This window comes from Cytobacillus sp. FSL M8-0252, from assembly GCF_038007345.1.
GTDB classification, from domain to species: Bacteria; Bacillota; Bacilli; order Bacillales; family Cytobacillaceae; genus Cytobacillus; species Cytobacillus kochii.
On record NZ_JBBOWZ010000001.1, the window covers coordinates 1,118,070 to 1,135,261 of the forward strand.

The 17,192-nt window shown below is 35.6% G+C and carries 21 protein-coding genes, 1 pseudogene and 2 riboswitches; of the genes and pseudogenes, 15 read left to right on the plus strand and 7 right to left on the minus strand.

Annotated features, from left to right (window positions below; genetic code table 11):
- Window positions 1–93: 93 nt before the first annotated feature.
- Window positions 94–321, minus strand: coding sequence for a hypothetical protein (locus tag MKX83_RS05825; RefSeq protein WP_341054572.1), 228 nt, complete (start codon window positions 319–321; stop codon window positions 94–96).
- A 24-nt stretch (window positions 322–345) separates the two neighbouring features.
- Window positions 346–522, minus strand: a pseudogene (locus MKX83_RS05830) (MerR family DNA-binding transcriptional regulator); the annotation flags it as partial.
- A gap of 368 nt (window positions 523–890) precedes the next feature.
- Between MKX83_RS05830 and MKX83_RS05835 the strand changes: the two are divergent.
- From MKX83_RS05835 to MKX83_RS05865, 7 genes are all read left to right on the plus strand, one after another.
- Entirely contained in the window at window positions 891–1,325 is a 435-nt protein-coding gene (locus MKX83_RS05835; protein ID WP_095370299.1) for a DUF5392 family protein, read from the plus strand.
- Window positions 1,326–1,352: 27 nt separating this feature from the next.
- Complete coding sequence (locus MKX83_RS05840; protein WP_095370298.1) at window positions 1,353–1,958, plus strand: TetR/AcrR family transcriptional regulator; 606 nt, start codon at window positions 1,353–1,355, stop codon at window positions 1,956–1,958.
- A 564-nt stretch (window positions 1,959–2,522) separates the two neighbouring features.
- Window positions 2,523–3,020, plus strand: a complete 498-nt coding sequence (locus tag MKX83_RS05845) for a GNAT family N-acetyltransferase (RefSeq protein ID WP_341054574.1) — start codon at window positions 2,523–2,525, stop codon at window positions 3,018–3,020.
- A gap of 9 nt (window positions 3,021–3,029) precedes the next feature.
- Window positions 3,030–3,335, plus strand: coding sequence for an antibiotic biosynthesis monooxygenase family protein (locus tag MKX83_RS05850; protein WP_095370296.1), 306 nt, complete (start codon window positions 3,030–3,032; stop codon window positions 3,333–3,335).
- Window positions 3,332–3,703, plus strand: coding sequence for a hypothetical protein (locus tag MKX83_RS05855; RefSeq protein ID WP_095370295.1), 372 nt, complete (start codon window positions 3,332–3,334; stop codon window positions 3,701–3,703). The genes MKX83_RS05850 and MKX83_RS05855 overlap by 4 nt, the downstream gene beginning before the upstream one ends.
- On the plus strand, window positions 3,700–4,350 hold the full coding sequence (locus MKX83_RS05860; protein WP_095370294.1) for a cobalamin B12-binding domain-containing protein: 651 nt from the start codon (window positions 3,700–3,702) through the stop codon (window positions 4,348–4,350). Before MKX83_RS05855 ends, MKX83_RS05860 begins: the two co-directional genes overlap by 4 nt.
- Complete coding sequence (locus tag MKX83_RS05865; protein WP_095370293.1) at window positions 4,337–5,110, plus strand: STAS domain-containing protein; 774 nt, start codon at window positions 4,337–4,339, stop codon at window positions 5,108–5,110. The genes MKX83_RS05860 and MKX83_RS05865 overlap by 14 nt, the downstream gene beginning before the upstream one ends.
- A 293-nt stretch (window positions 5,111–5,403) precedes the next feature.
- Here the strand turns inward: MKX83_RS05865 and MKX83_RS05870 are convergent, their stop codons facing one another.
- A complete protein-coding gene (locus MKX83_RS05870; RefSeq protein WP_095370292.1) occupies window positions 5,404–6,567 on the minus strand; it encodes a pyridoxal phosphate-dependent aminotransferase in 1,164 nt (387 codons plus the stop codon).
- A 240-nt stretch (window positions 6,568–6,807) separates the two neighbouring features.
- Window positions 6,808–6,918: riboswitch (SAM riboswitch) on the plus strand.
- An 88-nt stretch (window positions 6,919–7,006) separates the two neighbouring features.
- Here MKX83_RS05870 and MKX83_RS05875 point away from each other — a divergent pair.
- Window positions 7,007–7,831, plus strand: coding sequence for a MetQ/NlpA family ABC transporter substrate-binding protein (locus MKX83_RS05875; RefSeq protein ID WP_095370291.1), 825 nt, complete (start codon window positions 7,007–7,009; stop codon window positions 7,829–7,831).
- Window positions 7,832–7,913: 82 nt separating this feature from the next.
- Here MKX83_RS05875 and MKX83_RS05880 read toward each other — a convergent pair whose 3' ends face one another.
- Window positions 7,914–8,777: an aminoglycoside phosphotransferase family protein gene (locus tag MKX83_RS05880; protein ID WP_095370290.1), complete on the minus strand. Its 864-nt coding sequence runs from the start codon at window positions 8,775–8,777 to the stop codon at window positions 7,914–7,916.
- Window positions 8,778–8,865: 88 nt separating this feature from the next.
- Between MKX83_RS05880 and MKX83_RS05885 the strand changes: the two genes are divergently transcribed.
- Complete coding sequence (locus MKX83_RS05885; protein ID WP_095370289.1) at window positions 8,866–9,051, plus strand: hypothetical protein; 186 nt, start codon at window positions 8,866–8,868, stop codon at window positions 9,049–9,051.
- 59 nt (window positions 9,052–9,110) lie between these two features.
- On the opposite strand, the gene MKX83_RS05890 is transcribed toward MKX83_RS05885, so the two are convergent.
- Together MKX83_RS05890 and MKX83_RS05895 are read right to left on the minus strand one after the other, a co-directional pair.
- The gene (locus MKX83_RS05890) at window positions 9,111–10,322 is read right to left on the minus strand and encodes an MFS transporter (RefSeq protein ID WP_095370288.1); all 1,212 of its coding nucleotides are present in this window, start codon (window positions 10,320–10,322) and stop codon (window positions 9,111–9,113) included.
- Between the two features lie 16 nt (window positions 10,323–10,338).
- Window positions 10,339–10,782 carry a MarR family winged helix-turn-helix transcriptional regulator gene (locus MKX83_RS05895; protein ID WP_224934930.1) on the minus strand — a complete coding sequence of 148 codons (444 nt, stop codon included), beginning with the start codon at window positions 10,780–10,782 and terminating at the stop codon, window positions 10,339–10,341.
- Window positions 10,783–11,009: 227 nt separating this feature from the next.
- A riboswitch (cobalamin riboswitch) is annotated at window positions 11,010–11,212 on the plus strand.
- A gap of 163 nt (window positions 11,213–11,375) precedes the next feature.
- Between MKX83_RS05895 and MKX83_RS05900 the strand changes: the two genes are divergently transcribed.
- The 5 genes from MKX83_RS05900 to MKX83_RS05920 all read left to right on the plus strand — a co-directional run bounded on the left by MKX83_RS05900 (window position 11,376) and on the right by MKX83_RS05920 (window position 15,585).
- Complete coding sequence (locus tag MKX83_RS05900) at window positions 11,376–11,651, plus strand: hypothetical protein (RefSeq protein ID WP_095370286.1); 276 nt, start codon at window positions 11,376–11,378, stop codon at window positions 11,649–11,651.
- Window positions 11,596–12,717, plus strand: coding sequence for a citrate synthase (gene mmgD, locus MKX83_RS05905; protein WP_157734003.1), 1,122 nt, complete (start codon window positions 11,596–11,598; stop codon window positions 12,715–12,717). Before MKX83_RS05900 ends, mmgD begins: the two co-directional genes overlap by 56 nt.
- Before the next feature lie 16 nt (window positions 12,718–12,733).
- Window positions 12,734–14,173 (plus strand): bifunctional 2-methylcitrate dehydratase/aconitate hydratase, encoded by a 1,440-nt coding sequence (locus MKX83_RS05910; protein WP_095370284.1) that lies wholly within the window; start codon window positions 12,734–12,736, stop codon window positions 14,171–14,173.
- 13 nt (window positions 14,174–14,186) lie between these two features.
- Complete coding sequence (prpB, locus tag MKX83_RS05915) at window positions 14,187–15,092, plus strand: methylisocitrate lyase (protein WP_341054578.1); 906 nt, start codon at window positions 14,187–14,189, stop codon at window positions 15,090–15,092.
- Window positions 15,093–15,174: 82 nt separating this feature from the next.
- On the plus strand, window positions 15,175–15,585 hold the full coding sequence (locus MKX83_RS05920; protein WP_095370282.1) for a MarR family transcriptional regulator: 411 nt from the start codon (window positions 15,175–15,177) through the stop codon (window positions 15,583–15,585).
- A 31-nt stretch (window positions 15,586–15,616) separates the two neighbouring features.
- Here MKX83_RS05920 and MKX83_RS05925 read toward each other — a convergent pair whose 3' ends face one another.
- A complete protein-coding gene (locus MKX83_RS05925; RefSeq protein ID WP_233435300.1) occupies window positions 15,617–16,120 on the minus strand; it encodes a hypothetical protein in 504 nt (167 codons plus the stop codon).
- 139 nt (window positions 16,121–16,259) lie between these two features.
- Between MKX83_RS05925 and MKX83_RS05930 the strand changes: the two genes are divergently transcribed.
- Complete coding sequence (locus MKX83_RS05930) at window positions 16,260–17,174, plus strand: NADP-dependent oxidoreductase (protein WP_341050158.1); 915 nt, start codon at window positions 16,260–16,262, stop codon at window positions 17,172–17,174.
- Window positions 17,175–17,192 lie beyond the last annotated feature (18 nt).

A 17,192-nucleotide genomic window follows, 5' to 3' on the forward strand; every position in this document is an offset into this window, starting at 1 on the left:
TGCTTCATGAATGTAAGTCTCAGGAAGTGACGAGAATTCATGTCTTACCATTACATTGTCCAACTTTCCTATAAGCAATGCCTTTTTATTTGTTTATTTTAAGAGTAAAAGCAATGTTTGAATAAGGGACATACTTTCGGAAGAGACATTCTTCTTAATATACTCCTGACTTGTTACATCAGTCTTGTTTAAATGGGCAAGCACTTCTGAAACATCATCCTTTAACCCATTAATCTTAATTCTTAATTCACGTACATCAATTTCTTCTGCTTCGTGAACATCTTTTTCATCCAACTTTTTCTTAATATCCACTAATGACATACCCTCTGATTTCCATTTTTCAATTAAATGTAATCTTTCTATGGCTGATCCGTCATAATAGCGATAATTTGAAGGAGAACGTTCTGCTTCAAGTAACCCAAGGTTTGTATAATGATCAATGGTTCTTTTAGTTAAATTTACTCTTTCTGCTAATTCACCGATTTTTAGTTTCTCGTTCCCAATATGATACCTCCAAACTATAACGTTATGGTTAAATTATACTCCTGTCCAGTTTAGTTGACAATAGTTTCGACTTACAAAATAAATCCACTCGTTTTTCAATTGACAGATGACACGTTGTCATTTAAAATTAAAATTAATTATGACACACTGTCATTTTTGGGAGGGGAAATATTGAATACGCCATTAAACCAAATCGTTAAGAAACTTCGTTTGCAAGGTATAAAGGTTTCTATATGTAAAAAGCCACAAGGTTTAAGGAATATGCACAGCTGATTTTGGTAACATCGGCATGTATTTACCGGCAGTATTCCCATTAGGTGAGGGGAAACTATAGATAGGGGAAAATCCTATTTGTGATTAAATAAAATAGAAAGGATGGCATTCACATGAATATGAATCCTTTTACTGATATGCCTGTATTTGTTAAGAAAGAAATTGAATTATTAAATGAACGTTTAGCGCCAGCGATGAGAGTTGCTTCTCGATTTTCGTTATTTTCATTTCCGCTTGTTGTTTTCTCAATCATGAATATCATCATTGTTCTTTTCACCATGCCCATGGATGAAAACACTTGGATTACTTTGCTCATCTACTCCATTTTAGGTGCTGTAGGTATGGCTTTATCTAAGGAATCGAAAATCCGCAGAAAAGCAATTGAGAAAACAAGCGTTGATTATATGATCCAACGTATTAATGACAGCAAAATAGCAACTGAACAAATGAAAAAAAGATATATCATAATAATTAATGAGAAGCCTGTTATGGCGCTTGCACAATTCATGGAATTTCTGCGTGAAGAACAGCGCCGTTCCTCGTTTTAGATTGATTCCTTTAGGGAGGGGAGTATAATGCCAAAAATCACTTTTTATAATTTATCAATTGAAAAACGCGAAAAGCTTATCAATGCTGTAAAGCAAGAGTTTTCTCGTGTTCCACTATCGCAAGCATCTATTAGTAATATTGTAAAATCTGCCCGTATTCCAAGGGGGAGTTTTTATCAATATTTTGAAGATAAGGAAGATGCTTTTTTTTACTTGCTAGAAGAGAGAGTAAAAAGGAATCAAAGTGAAGTTTACTTTTTATTGAATAAGCACAATGGGGATATTTTTGAAATGATGATTGCTTTTTTCGAAAAGGTGATTACTGAACAAGATGAGAATCGGAACTTTCTCAAAAATTTATTTTTAAATATGACATATGAAGTGGAACATGAATTTGGTCGAAGTTTCAATGGATATGAAACGAATCAGCAGTTTATCCAATTCGAATCAAAGGTAAATAAAGAAATATTGCATATCTCAAATCAGGAAGAGTTTAAGTATTTAATGAAAATACTTACATCTGTTTTACTAAGGAGTATTATCGAAACATTTTCTAAGGATCAATCAAAGGAAGAAGCACTAAGAAATTTTAAGTTAGAAATCACTCTCTTAAAACGGGGACTTAAGAAATAATCATGAAATGAGAAGTAGTTGGAATGAAAAATTTATTCTTTCGTTTCAACTCTTTTTTTGCTGAATTGCTATTGAATGATCGCATCTATGTGATTTTTTCACAAAATTCCAAAAATATACATAGTGGTGCTATAATAAGAATAGCAATAGTCAATTTAGCCATTATTCCCCGTAGAAGGGGGGTGTTGCTTTGTCAGTTTTTGAGGCATTGGTGTTTGCTTGTACATTTACAAGTTTAATAATGGCTGTGCTACAATTCAAAAACGATGATAAAAAATAATCCACCTCATGTATAGGTGGATGGTGTCAATTGTTCATTGGCTAATGCTATTGCGAGATCGGACGGTGTTGCCGCACCACCGATCTTTTCTAATATATGCCTTTATCTAGTCCTATTATACAATAGAATGATTTTTTGGAACAAGCTTTGAGTAAAAACTTACGTTTGTTTATTTTATGAACAATACCATTCTTGCCTTTGCCTTTTTCTTAACCTCATTTCCTGTTACAATTATAGATAAAATACGTTTAAGGAAATTTCCTTCCTTTTAGTGGGTATTGAACATGAAAATTAGATTATTCTCAAGAAAAGATAGTACACAAATCCAATCTGTTGCTAGGGAGAGTTGGAGTTACGCATATGAAGGCTTAATTCCCGAGCGAACACAGGTTGATTTTTTATTATCTGTATATACTGAAGACGCTTTAATGAGAAGTTTATCTACTTCGGTTTTATTGGTTGCTGAAGAAGAAGGAGAAGTTATTGGTTTCGTTCATTTTTCATTAATAAATATTAAGAAAGAAATAGAATTAGGTGCTTTATATATATTGCCGAGTTTTCACCGCCGAGGTATTGGTACAGCCCTACTAAAAGCGATGTTTGAATATTTTTATGATGTCAATAAAATTACGGTTTCTGTTGTGATGCGAAATGATTCTGCTTTGGATTTTTATCATTCAAAAGGATTTAAACAAGTAGGAAAAATGAATGATTCCATTTTCGGATTTAGTATTCCAACCATTGTAATGGAATGGAGAAGTAACACAAGTCCAAATGTGTAGGGGGAAGTTATGTATACCGTATTCTCAACTTTTGATGTAAATGAAAGTAAAGCAGATGAAGTGATTGAAATATATAAGAATCGTTCACGTTTAGTCGATAAAGCAGATGGGTTCGTCGACTTTATGTTGCTTCAGAATGATAAACGTAAAGGAGAATTGACAGTACAATTAATTTTTGAAACAAAGGAAGATTATTTACGCTGGGTAAGAAGTAAAGATTTTCAACGAATTCATGATCTTGAAAAGAAATATCCAGATAAAGAATTAGCAGCAGTCATTCCAAAAGTGTCGCAATATAAGGTTGTGGTAAAGTGAGTAAATATGAAATAATCGCAGAAGAAGTAACAAAAAGGATATTTCGAGAAGACCCTACATTAATTGAACGATATGGTGAACGTGGGAGAAATCAAACATTTATTGATAATATGCATCACTTAGATTATTTAAAGACGGCAATGGAATTAAATACGTCAAAGATTTTCACTGACTATGCCCTTTGGTTAAGAGGTATCTTAATTAAATATGGTATGACGACGCAAACCTTGATTGATAATTTTCTTTTTTTAGAAGAGGAATTAGAGAAATGTACGGTGGTAGAAAGTGAAATTAGTTCTGCATATATTGGTTTGTTAGGAGAGGCTGTGTCTATTTTAAGAGATGTTCAAGGAGGCGAGGCACAGTGACGAGAGGAGAAGATCTAGCAGAAATCCTTTTATCTGGAGCTGTTGCTGATGCTTGGGAATATATTGAGCGATTCGATTATTTGACTAATGTAGAAATTTATCAAGATATTATTACACCAGCTATGGTTAATATTGGTCTTAAATGGGAAAATTTTGAGATAACAGTTGCAGATGAACATTTGGCATCTGGAGTTTGCGATTTCATTCTTTCAAGATTAGCTGCAAAGCACAAGTTTAAACCTGTTAAGGATGCACCGACCGCCATGTTTCTTTGTTTATCAGGAGAGCAGCATTATTTGGGATTAAAGATGGTAGCCAGTATATTTGCAGAGAATGGATGGAGAACCAAGTTTTTAGGAGCAAATTTACCTGTACAATATGCATTGCAGGCTGCGAAGGATTGGAAACCAGATGTAATTGGCTTATCAGTTTCGATTGCTACCCATTTACCGGCACTTACGGAATATATGGAAGCTTTTTCTTATTTACCAAAGAAACCTAGGATTTTATTAGGTGGAAGATTGACAAATTTATATGATTTAGCTTCTTTTACCGCTATTAAGCCGGAAATTATTTCAAACTTATATGCTGTAGATAAATGGATCACTGCTTTTAATACGGAGGGGAGGAAAAATGCGATTAATTGATCTACATTTGCCGATACCGTATATACTAGCTAATAAGAATGGTGAAATCATTAGCTATACATCTAAAGCGGATGAAGTCTTTGATTTATCAGAAGGTATGATTAAAAGTATAGTTGATGAAGGGAGTATCTCTAAGTTTGAAAGGGTAGCTGCCATACCAGAAAAGAGTATGAGATTTGAAGCTAATTTAAAAACAAGAAGTATACCGATAGCACTATTTGATATTCATATCAGTTGGGATTTTCAAGGTAATGCGTCCATGCAATTTTTATTCAAAGATGATGATAATGAACCATTAATGGAGAAATTACAGGCCCTACAAAACAGATTAGCAAAGACAGATTTTGAGCTTTATGAGCAGAAGGAAACATTAGAAAAAACATTGCAAAGGTTGGATGAATTATCAGGTCCTTTTATCTCTTTAACAAAAGAGATCTGTTATATTCCTTTGTTTGGCGATATGACGGGCGATAAATTTACAACGATTATGGAGCAAACGCTTGCCCGTCTGTCAGATCATGATTACAGGTGGATACTGATTGATTTAACAGCGGTTGCTAAAGTATATAAAGAGGGAACGAGCGGCTTAGAGCTTTTAATCAAGAGCATTCTTCTAATGACAGGAGGAGAAGTGAGACTCATTGGTATAAATCCGAGTCTAGCAAAAGCACTTCAGCCTTATCAATTAAGAAATGTTGTTCATACGGAACAATCGTTACAAAGTTTTCTTCAATCAGTGATAAATGATCATGCTATATGAACATTTATTAAACTGAGAGCCTACTTGGATAATGTATATGTTTGTACATGTGTTTATAGGTTGGCTTTGTTAAAAGAAAAGATTGTCGGATAACGATACGTTCCGAAAAAACTAAGTAAAGACATATGTAACAATGAAGATGATACCTTGTAACGGGAATGCGAATTTAAAAGGAAGAGAATATGAAGCTTTAGTTCGTTCATAAAAGCCTCCAAGTTACACAACCTAGCCCATAGGAACATAAGTTATACATGTTTCTATGGGCTAGGTTTGTGGCTGCCATACCTCTTATATTAAAATAATTTGAGTTGGCCAATTCTTTCTACTGCCTCAATTAATCGTTCTTCATCGACAAGTAATCCCACCCGAACATAACCTTCTCCAAAGGTCCCAAAGCCTTTTCCTGCGGCAACAGCTACATCAGCTTTTTCCAGTAAGTAGTCAGCAAATTCTTCACTATTGTATCCTTCAGGCACTGGCATCCAAGCAAAAAACGATCCTGAAGGAGACTTGCCGTGCCAGCCAACCTTTTCACAAGCGTTCATGAATGCATTTCTACGTCTCTCATATCGAGCAACAAGTTCGTCTACACTTGTTTGATCCCCATTTAATGCATCGGCTGCAGCTTTTTGAATCGCAGGGAATAAGCTTACATACATATGGTCTTGAAGAAGGTTGATGGCTTCAATGATTTGTTCATTTCCAACTGCAAATCCAATTCTCCACCCAGCCATATTATATGTTTTTGATAATGTATACATTTCAATACCAACGTCTTTCGCTCCGGCTGTGGCTAAGAAACTTTCAGGTTTCTTTCCATCAAAGCCGATAGCACCATAAGCAAAATCATGCAAGATGGTAATGTTGTTTTCCTTAGCAAAAGCAACAGTTTCTTCAAAAAATGTGGAATCAGCTGTCGCGCCTGTTGGATTATTAGGATAATTCAAAAATAGTAGGCGGGCATCCTTTTTTTGTTTTTCTGTAAATTGCGAGTAATCAGGTAGAAACTGATTTGCTTCTTTTAAAGGAAAGGTTTCGTATTTTACATTTGCCAAAACCGCACCAGATTCATAATCAGGGTAACCTGGATCTGGTAAGAGCATTAAATCTCCCTCATTGAGTAGGCATAATGGAATTTCTACTAAACCTGCTTTTGCGCCAAAAAGGATAGCTACTTCTTTTTCAGGCTCAATTTCTACCCCATATTCACGCGCATAAAAGGAAGCGGCGGCCTTCTTTAATTCATTAATTCCTCTAAAAGGAGAATATTTATGTGTCATTGGGTCTTCTGCAGCTTGCTGAAGTGATTGTACAATATGTGCAGGTGTTGGCTGGTCGGGATTGCCTTGTCCTAGGTTAATAACATCTCTGCCTTCAAGTTTTGCAGCAGCAACTTTTTGAACAAGGGAAGCAAAAAATTGTTGAGGTAATTGCTTCAAACGATGCGATAATTCCATTTTAATCCACCTTCATTCATTTAATCTATATACGAACGCATTTTATAACCAAAAAGACAAATTGTCCAGTTAATTTTATATAAAAGGAAATATTCGATTTCCTTTTTTGTTTTAAAAGAATAAAGGAAAGGTAGTTGGATCACTAAACCCATTTTCTTGGGAGATTGGATGTAGCATTATTTCGAACATTGACAAAAATAAAAGAGAGTAGTAATATCATATCATAAAAATTAAATGAAAAGCTTATCCAGAGAGACTGAGGGACTAGGCCCTATGACGTCCGGCAACCCCCAATATTGGGAAGGTGCCAATTCCTGCAGAATGATATCCATTCATTCTGAAAGATAAGGCGGAATAAAACCAATGCCTCTTTCAGATGATGAATAGTGGCTTTTTTTATTGGTTAAAATTCTGGTTACAGCTATGGGGAGGAAACATAATGAGAAAGTGGCTAATTGTTTTATTCATTGCAACTGTTTGTTTACTAACAGCATGTGGCGGAGGTTCAGACACGAGTGGAGAAAAGGTGGATGAAACGAAAGAACTAAAAATTGGTGCTACTGCCGGTCCTTATAGTGATATGTTGAAAAAAGCTATTGTACCTGGTCTAGAGGAAAAAGGATATAAAGTAACTGTCGTAGAGTTTAGCGATTATATCCAACCTAACAAAGCTTTAAATGAAGATGATATACAAGCTAACCTTTTCCAACATACAATTTACTTGGAGAATTTTGAGAAAGAAAATAACATGGACTTAGCACCATTAATTATTGTACCAACAGCCCCAATGGGGATTTACTCGAATGTGTTTAATTCAATTGATGAGATTAAAGACGGTGCAACCATTGCTATTCCAAATGACCCAACGAATGCAGCACGCGCTTTAAATACGTTAAATGACGAAGGTCTAATTACGATTGATGAAAACGCCGATCCACTAACAGTATCTGAAAAAGATGTGAAGGAGAATAAAAAGAATTTAGTTTTTCAACCGATTGAAGCAGGACAATTACCAAGATCTCTTGAGGGTGTGGATCTTGCTGCAGTTCCTGGTAACTTTGCGTTGGCAGCCGATATGGACTTATTAAGTGCATTAGCACTAGAAAATATGCTTGATGATTATCGCAACGTGGTTGCAGTTAAAGCAGACTTTGAAGATAAACAATATGCGAAAGACTTAAAAGAAGTGGTCGAGTCTGCAGAATTTGAAAAAATTATCGACGAAGAGTTTCAAGGATTTGGAAAGCCAGCGTGGATGAAATAACGAAGTAATAATAAGCAAGAAACCGGACAAAATTATATGGATTTGTCCGGTTTCTAATAATAGTTGTAGAATACTGTTAAACTTATCTGTGCATAATTTGTATTTTGGTCATTCCTGTACTTATGGATTGTCGAACAACTTTTTCATCCTGGTCATTGACGTTTTTCAACCATTTGTGAAATATTGGTTGTAAGCCGTAAAAGGAAGTGACTCTTCTATACATTTCATCTTTATTGAATTTTGTTTGATAAGATGCGAGAGCTTCTTTGGTGAATTGATCTCCGAAATCCCAATATAGCCCTGCAAAGTCAAACGCCGGGTCCCCTATTTGCGTATCTGTAAAGTCTATAATTCCTGATATTTCCTTTTTGCTTGGATGATAAAGGATATTGGCACTTGTTAGATCACCATGAATCACCACTTTTGCTTCTTTAAATTTTGACACCGCTAAAAACATTTTATCAATTTCTTCTTTTTCTGCGTCTTTTAAGAACGGAAATATTTTTTTAATCAGGGCTTGATGTAATTGCGCCCAATAATTTTCACTATGTAGTTCTTCTATATTACATTTCTTTGCTTCATCTATATCCAGACGATGTAATTCTGTAAGAAATGTTCCTAACCGCTTGGCTTCATATAAAGGAGGAGTAATCAATGAATGAGATAATGCTTGTCCTTTAATGAAGTGGTAAAAAACACCAATCATTTGTCCGTCTTTATTATAAAATGGAAGATAATTTGGTATTTCAATAATGGAAGAAAGATATGAGAGCTGGTGAAGTAGCTTTATTTCCTTTTTTATTTTCACTAATACTTGTTTTGTTTTTGGTATTCGGATGACATATGTTTGATTAACAATATAAATATGATGATCCCAACCAGAATGATTGCTTTCAATCTGTATTTCCTGAAGATGCGGGAGATGGTTTTTAATTAATTCCTTCATGGAACAGTCTCCTTTTTTATTATTTTGTATAAATCGTTTTTTGAGGGGGAAAATAGGCGAGACATCTTATAAAAGGGGAGTGAAAGCAATGGAAAAAAAGTATGATAATCAAGTGGATGAGAAAATTATTGCTGCTCAAAATGAAGCTCAACAATACAATCAAATGGATACAGAATTAGAACAGTCAGAAGAAGTACAAGCAGCAATGGAGAAAAGTTATGAGTATGAAGTGACGAATCAACAACCGACATATGAACCGAATAAACCATTTTAATTAGAAAGAAGAGACTTCCATTACGTGGAGTCTCTTCTTTCATTATAGCATACCTTATTTTACATTGATGCTGTTTGATGTGTCTGTTTACTCCCATTATGTTCGGTTCGTCCATAAACTAAAAAGTAAAGAATAATTGAAGCAATCGACACTATCCCCATGTAAATGTATAACATACTGTAGCCAGTTATAGGAATCAGTAAACCTAATAAATAGGGTCCAAAACCTAAACCACCATCGAGAAAGATAAAGAAGGTGGAAGTAGCTAGCCCCATGCGATGGGATGGCGTTAATTTGACCGCAATCGCTTGTGTACAAGACTGCATATTACCAAAGCCTAAGCCAATCAAAGCCCCCGCCACTAATAACATAACACCATTTGATGAATTACTAAGTAAGAATAGACCTACTCCAAATAAAATGAACGCTGGATACATCACGTAATTTGCCCCTTTGCTGTCCATTAATTTACCAGTGAAAGGACGGGATAGTAAGACAGCGATGGCATAGACAAAGAAGAAAAAGCTAGCAGCATTTACTAAGTCCTTTTCAATTGCATAAAAGTTAATAAAAGACAAGACGCTTGAATAACAAAATGCGACTGTTAATGTGACGAGTGCAATTGGAAGTGCCTTTGGTTCAATAAAGCTAGATAATTGAAAACCAGATGATTGAAATTGAGCTTTTTGATCTTCAGTTAACTCTTTCACATTCACAGTTAACCCGATAAGTAGGCCAATAATACCAAGAATCAAACAAAAAATGAAAATCGTATGAAAAGTTGTGTATTGACTCATTAACATACCGATAAAAGGTCCTATTGCTGTCGCTAAAGTATTACTCATACTAAAATAGCCGATTCCTTCACCTTTCCTTGTTTGCGGTATAACTGAAGCGACAATTGTACCACTTGCTGTACTTGCCATCCCTAATGTTAAACCGTGGATAAAGCGGGTAATAAGTAAGAAATTGACATCAATTTCAATAAAATAAAGACTTGTTGATAAACTAAATAATAGTAAGCCAATGATTAAAGTCTTCTTCCGTCCAATACGATCAATATATTTACCGATAAACAATCTTCCTACCAATGTTCCTATAATAAATATGCCAGTAACTAAGCCAGCTTGGCTGGCGGTCGCATGATGTGCTTCAACGGCATACACCGCAATCGTAACCATTAATAAATAAAACACTAATGTTAGAAAAAAGTTTACGGAAGAAACGGTGATAAAGTCCTTGGTCCATAATTTTTCTTTTGTTGAACTCATATTCTTTTCTTCCTCCTTACAAATTGCTTTTAATACTATCAAAAATACGAATACATTCTTCTTGTTCCTCAGGTGTGATTCCCTCTAATATTTCCATTTCGAACTGATCAATCGGAATGCGGATTTTTTTGTATATGCGTTCACCTTCGTTCGTTATTTTCATTTTCTTTTCACGTTTATCCATGCTTGGGATTTTTTCTACATATCCATATTCCTCAAGCTGATTTATGGTCCTCGTAACTGTTGGCTTTTCGACACCTTGATATGCAGCAATCTCTACTAAAGTTGTTGGACCAAAATGGTAGAGATAATAAAGAATTGTCCACTGTGCCCGTTGTAATTGATGTTTCGTTAATAAGCTGTTTAGTCTATTCTCAAAAGGGCGATAAAGCATCATAAAGTGATGAAAGAACCTTTGGCTAGCAATAATAATATTCACCTCATTTAAAATAGTTATCAATGGTAACTAATATACTATAACAAAAAGCCGTCTTGTCTGTCTATGGGCGATAGATTTTTTTCTGTAAAATGGTAAATGTTATGTTAAAATTGTATTTCTTTTAAGAGATGTTTGTAGGCGACATTTAAATTGTTATAATAACAAGTGTTAGTTAAAAGTGAAAAGTAGTACAATTAAGAAAATAATTGTCAATTTTCTAAAATATTGATATATTTAAATAGAACAATTGAATATTTTCAAAAATAGGTGTAAATAGAATGCTAGCTTGTCTATTTACTTAAAAGGGAAGTACGGTTGGATTCCGTCGCTGTCCCGCAACTGTATTTGCGAGTGATATGAAAGATACCACTGTTTCCTAAAAATGGAGATGGGAAGGTTTCGTATCATGTTGACCATAAGCCAGGAGACCTGCCTGTTTAGTGTAAACATCAATTCCTACGTGGATATAGGAGGTGTTAAGTACGGGTAATGAATACATGCCAAGGTCGCATGTTTATTTTAGTATTCGTTTGAACTTAACAACTTCTTTCTAGAAGTTGTTTTTTTAATGGATTGATATGGTAAAAAGGTGAGCAAGAACGGAGGAAAAAGCTTTGTTTGGAACCGTTCCTTATTATGTGAACATAATGAAATCAACGATCATGATGAACAGCTATTCTGCTGAGAGTTATAGTTTAAGAAAAGTATTAGATCAGTATAAAGAAGACATCCGAACACTCTCTGTAGAAGAAGAGAAGATCCAAATATATTTAAGGAATGCTGAAAGGGCTTACAGCATTGTCAGGCACGATGTAATTGGATGGGAGGAAAATGATTGTGAGCATGGAGGAGAAGTATATACCAGGGTTAGAGGGAATCATAGCTTCTGAGACCAGCATCTCATTTTTAGATACTGTTCATGGAGAGATTGTCATAAAAGGTTATGACTTAATTCAACTTTCAAAAACGAAAAGCTATTTAGATATTATCCATTTACTTCTAGAAGATCAATTACCAACAGACGAGGAAAAAAATTCATTAGCTAATACGTTAAAGTCCTATTATGAAATACCAACGGCCGTAATGGAGGTTTTTACTCATTTACCAAAAGGAACACATCCAATGGATGGGCTCCGCACTGGCATCTCAAGCTTGGCTGGATATGATTCGACCTTAGATGATAGGTCGAAGCAAGCAAATAAAGAAAGAGCTTATCGTCTACTTGGCGGAGTTCCGACAATTGTAGCTAACAGTTATCGTATATTACAAGGTCTGGAGAGAATTGAACCGGATAAATCCCTATCATATAGTGCCAACTTTTTCTATATGTTAACTGGTAGAGTACCTTCCGATTTAGAAGAAAGAGTATTTGACCAATCATTACTTTTATATAGTGAACATGAAATGCCAAACTCAACATTTGCAGCAAGAGTAATTGCTTCCACGCAATCCGATCTATTTGGAGCGTTAACGGGCGCAGTTGCAAGTTTAAAAGGTAGCTTGCATGGCGGTGCAAATGAAGCGGTTATGTACATGTTGAATGAAGCGGAAAGTGTCGCTGGCGTGGAAGGTCTCTTCTATAAAAAACTATTTAAAAAAGAAAAGATTATGGGCTTTGGTCATAGAGTTTATATGAAAAAAATGGACCCAAGAGCATTAATAATGAAGGAAGCTCTACAGGAGTTATCCATACAAAATGGAGATGATTCGTTGCTTCGAAAATGTGAAGCAGGAGAAAGAATCATGGAAGTTGAGAAAGGGCTATACCCTAATTTAGATTATTATGCCGCACCGGTTTATGGCATGTTAGGAATTCCTATCCCACTTTACACACCGATTTTCTTTAGTGCAAGAACGGTTGGTTTATGTGCCCATGTCATTGAACAGCATGAAAACAACCGCTTATTTAGACCGCGGGTCATTTATTCAGGTGCACGTCATACTTTACCAAATTGAGGAGGAGTACGAGTAAATGCTGAAAACGAATGAAAAGGTTGAAACCGATGTTATTTTAACGGAAATTGCTGATTATGTATTGGATTATGAAATAACAAGTGAAGAGGCTTATCGCACGGCACATTATATCTTGCTCGATACAATTGGTTGTGGAATATTAGCGCTTGATTATCCTGAATGTACAAAACTACTTGGTCCTGTTGTGCCAGGAACGGTTGTACCTAATGGAACAAGAGTCCCTGGTACATCATTTGAATTAGACCCCATTAGAGGTGCATTTAATATTGGCTGTATGATTCGCTGGCTGGATTACAATGATACATGGTTAGCTGCTGAATGGGGGCATCCTTCTGACAACCTTGGTGGTATTTTGGCAGTTGCAGATTATTTAAGTAGGCAACGTCTTTCAGTTGGTAAAGAGCCAGTTAAAATGATTGAAGTCCTGGAAATGATGATCAAGGCTCATGAAATTCAAGGAATATTAGCGCTAGATAATAGTTTAAATCGCGTGGGTTTAGATCATGTACTGTTTGTTAAAGTGGCAACAACTGCTGTTACGGCAAAGATGCTTGGTGCAACAAAAGAAGAGGTGATTCATGCATTATCACTTGCATGGGTGGATAATTCTGCATTAAGGACATATCGTCATGCGCCAAATACGGGTTCAAGAAAATCATGGGCTGCTGGAGATGCGACAAGTAGGGGTGTTCAGTTAGCTATGATGGCTGTGAAAGGTGAAATGGGCTATAACAGTGTCTTATCTGCACCTAACTGGGGATTTGAAGACGTTCTGTTTAAAGGGCAAAAACTTACCCTACAAAGAGAGTTAAGTGCTTATGTAATGGAAAATGTGTTATTCAAAGTTTCTTATCCGGCAGAATTTCACGCGCAAACTGCAGCGGAATGTGCCGTTTCACTTCATCAAAATGGCGATGTGGGTGATTTAAACGATATCGATCGAATTACGATTACCACACATGAATCAGCGATTAGGATTATCGATAAAACAGGTCCATTACATAATCCAGCTGACCGCGATCACTGTATTCAGTACATTACAGCTATTGGTTTATTAAAAGGAAATATTCGCGCTGAGGATTATGAGGATGATGTAGCTAGCGACCCCCGAGTAGACACCTTACGAGAGAAGATGGAGGTAGTGGAAGATCTGCAATACTCGAAGGATTATTTAGATCCGAACAAGCGCTCAATCGCTAATGCAGTTCAAATCCATTATAAGGATGGAACTTCTTCTGAGAAGATTGAATGTGAATATCCATTAGGTCATCGATTCCGCCGTGACGAAGCGATTCCAAAAGTATTGCAGAAATTCGAGTATAATATTAAAACTCATTTTTCAAACAAGGCACAAAAAAGCATTGCTGGAGCTATTTCCGATCAAGAAACGTTAAAAGAGATGGCAGTAAATGAATTTATGAATTTATTCTTAATCTAGGAGGGGATGCAAGATGGCATGGATTGTTCATAAACCTGTGACTCAACAAGATTTAGCTGAGCAATTTCGTTCAAAAATGCTAGATAAGAATATATTGCAAATACCTGGGGCGCATGATGCAATGGCAGGCTTAATGGCAAAACAAGCAGGCTTTCATGCTCTGTACTTATCAGGCGCTGCATATACGGCAAGTAAAGGACTGCCAGACTTAGGTATGGTTACATCTACTGAGATGGCAGAAAGGGCGAAAGAAATTATTCGAGCAACTAATTTGCCATTACTTGTTGATATTGATACAGGGTTCGGTGGGATATTAAATGCGGCAAGAACAGCTGTAGAAATGCAAGAAGCTGGAGTGGCTGCTGTGCAGATAGAGGATCAAAAGTTACCGAAAAAATGTGGCCATTTAAATGGAAAACAGCTTGTAACATCAGAAGAAATGATACAAAAAATTAGAGTAATTAAAGAAGTTGCCCCTCATCTTATGATAATAGCAAGAACAGACGCACGAGCGGTGGAAGGACTTGATGAAGCGATTGAACGAGCGAAAGCATATGCAGAAGCTGGAGCGGACGCTATTTTCCCAGAAGCATTAAAAACGGAAGAAGAGTTTAGTCTATTTTCACAAGCGATTTCAATTCCTTTACTAGCAAATATGACTGAATTTGGTCAGACACCGTACTACTCAGCGGATGAATTTTCACAAATGGGCTTTCAAATGGTTATCTACCCTGTTACTTCATTAAGAGTGGCAGCGAAGGCATATGAAAACGTTTTTAAGATCATTAAAGAAACAGGGTCACAAAAAGATGCGCTTGCTAATATGCAAACAAGAAAAGAACTATATCAAACAATCAGCTATGATGATTTTGAAGAATTAGATGATACATTAGCAAAAACTATATTGACAGAAGAATAATTGTATAGGCGTTCGGTTATACAGCCGAGCGTCAACCTTCCTTAATTATTTTACTTCATAAAAGATTAGGAGAAATGAAAAAATGAACGCAAGGAATGAAATAATTATACAGCACCTAATTGGGGAAATGGCCAGTAATAAATACTTTATTAATGTGTTATTGCATAAACAAGAAACGCTCAATGATAACCTTATTTGGCTTATGATGAAGTTGAAAAAGCGTGGTGAAATGAAAATCACGGATATCTCTACAGATTTCTATATGTCCCCAGCAGCTGCAACGAATATGAGTGATAAATTAAAGGTACTTGGTTTTGTAACTAAAAGTAGAGCACATAATGACCGTCGAATTGTTAGTGTTCGTTTAACACAAGAGGGAGCGGCCTATATTAATGCCTTATTTAATACTTATTCGTATGAACAATTATGTTCTCTTCAACAGCAAATATCTACCATCAATACTTCTCTTGAAAAAATAGCAAAAATTATCTAATGCTTTTTTTCCCGAATAAAAGAGGATAAGGTCATTTAACAGTAGGTTCTGTTTTACTCACCTTATCCATTTTTATATATTCTTTCGGATATCGTTCATATAATACTTGAAAGCCATAATTAATTAATGCATAGGCGAAGGCAGAAATAAATAATGAAAATGATGTGAATTTATACAGTTTATAATGACCAATTTTTTGAAAGAAAGCATTGAAAGGATAGGCAAATAAAAGGTCAATAATTAGATTAAGACCGACATATCGAAAAAACTTCCCGTATGTTAAATGGAACACCCAAATATTAATTGTGAATAAGGGTCCCAATATAAAGGCAATTGAATCATAAAGCATGTATTTCTTTCCGCCCTTTACCCTCCACCATTTAAAAACAAACGAAAATAATGTTTCAATTAAAAGGATGCAAGAGCAAAATAAAGTAACAGGAAGAAACCTTTTAATTGATTTACCAGGAATAAAAAACATCGTTCCCCATAAGATGATGGCATTAAATACACGAAAGAAATTAGCTGCACTCAAGTTTACCCTCCTCTAAAAACATTATTATCATTAGAATGTGATACATCAATAAAATTATGTGTGCAAGATGTATTTTTAAGAATATATCTAGTTGGTAAAAATGAACAATATAAACAGTAATAATAAGCGGAGGCATTCTATGAAGGGAATTGGCATTCTTCAATATGGCGATATTCACCAATTACGTGAAATTGTATTAGTAACACCACCAGTTGGTGATGACGAGATATTAATTCAAATAAAAGCGAGTGGCGTGTTAGAGAGTGACTGGCAATTAAGGTCGGGGCAACGTTTGAGTGACAATCTTAACTTACCGGTCATTCTAGGAAGTTCGGGAGCCGGAATCATTAAAGCAATTGGAAAAGACGTCTCCCAGTTCAAAGCTGGTGACAAAGTTTTCTTTCTAACAACTATTTCTACATATGGGACATATGCCAACGAAACGTTAGTACCATCATCTAATGTTTGTCTCATGCCTAATAATTTAACATTCATTGAATCGGCTGCTCTATTAGAAAGTAGTATAGCGGCATGGCAAGCAACAGTTGAAGGGAGGGTGAGGGAAGGAAGCCATGTTCTAATTTTAGGTAGTCAAACGAATGTAGGTTTGATGCTCATTCAATTATTAAAGGCAATGGGCACAGTGGTAGGCATACTTTCCGAAGATGTAAAGCAGAAAGATGTCATTCATATTGATGGGGATTGTCTGGATCCTATTCATAAGCAACAACGCTTTGATCTACTAATTGATACAATTGGACAAGGCTATCCATATTTAAGTGCGTTAAGGTGGTTGAAGCCAGAAGCAGAAGTGCTAAAATTCACAAAACCGAAATTTCAAGTCGTTGATAAAGAATGTTTGTCAATAAGATATATTACTACATATTCAATTAAGAAGGGGTTAGAACAGATAAAACAATTAGTAGAAAAAGGTAATCTAACCCCAGTTTTGGCGCATGTGTATCCGTTGAATATTGAAGGTATACAAAAAGCCCACATAAAAAAACAATATGGTCACTGTCAGGGGGAAATTGTTGTCTGCCATCGAGGATAAAAGTAGTTAAGATTTTTT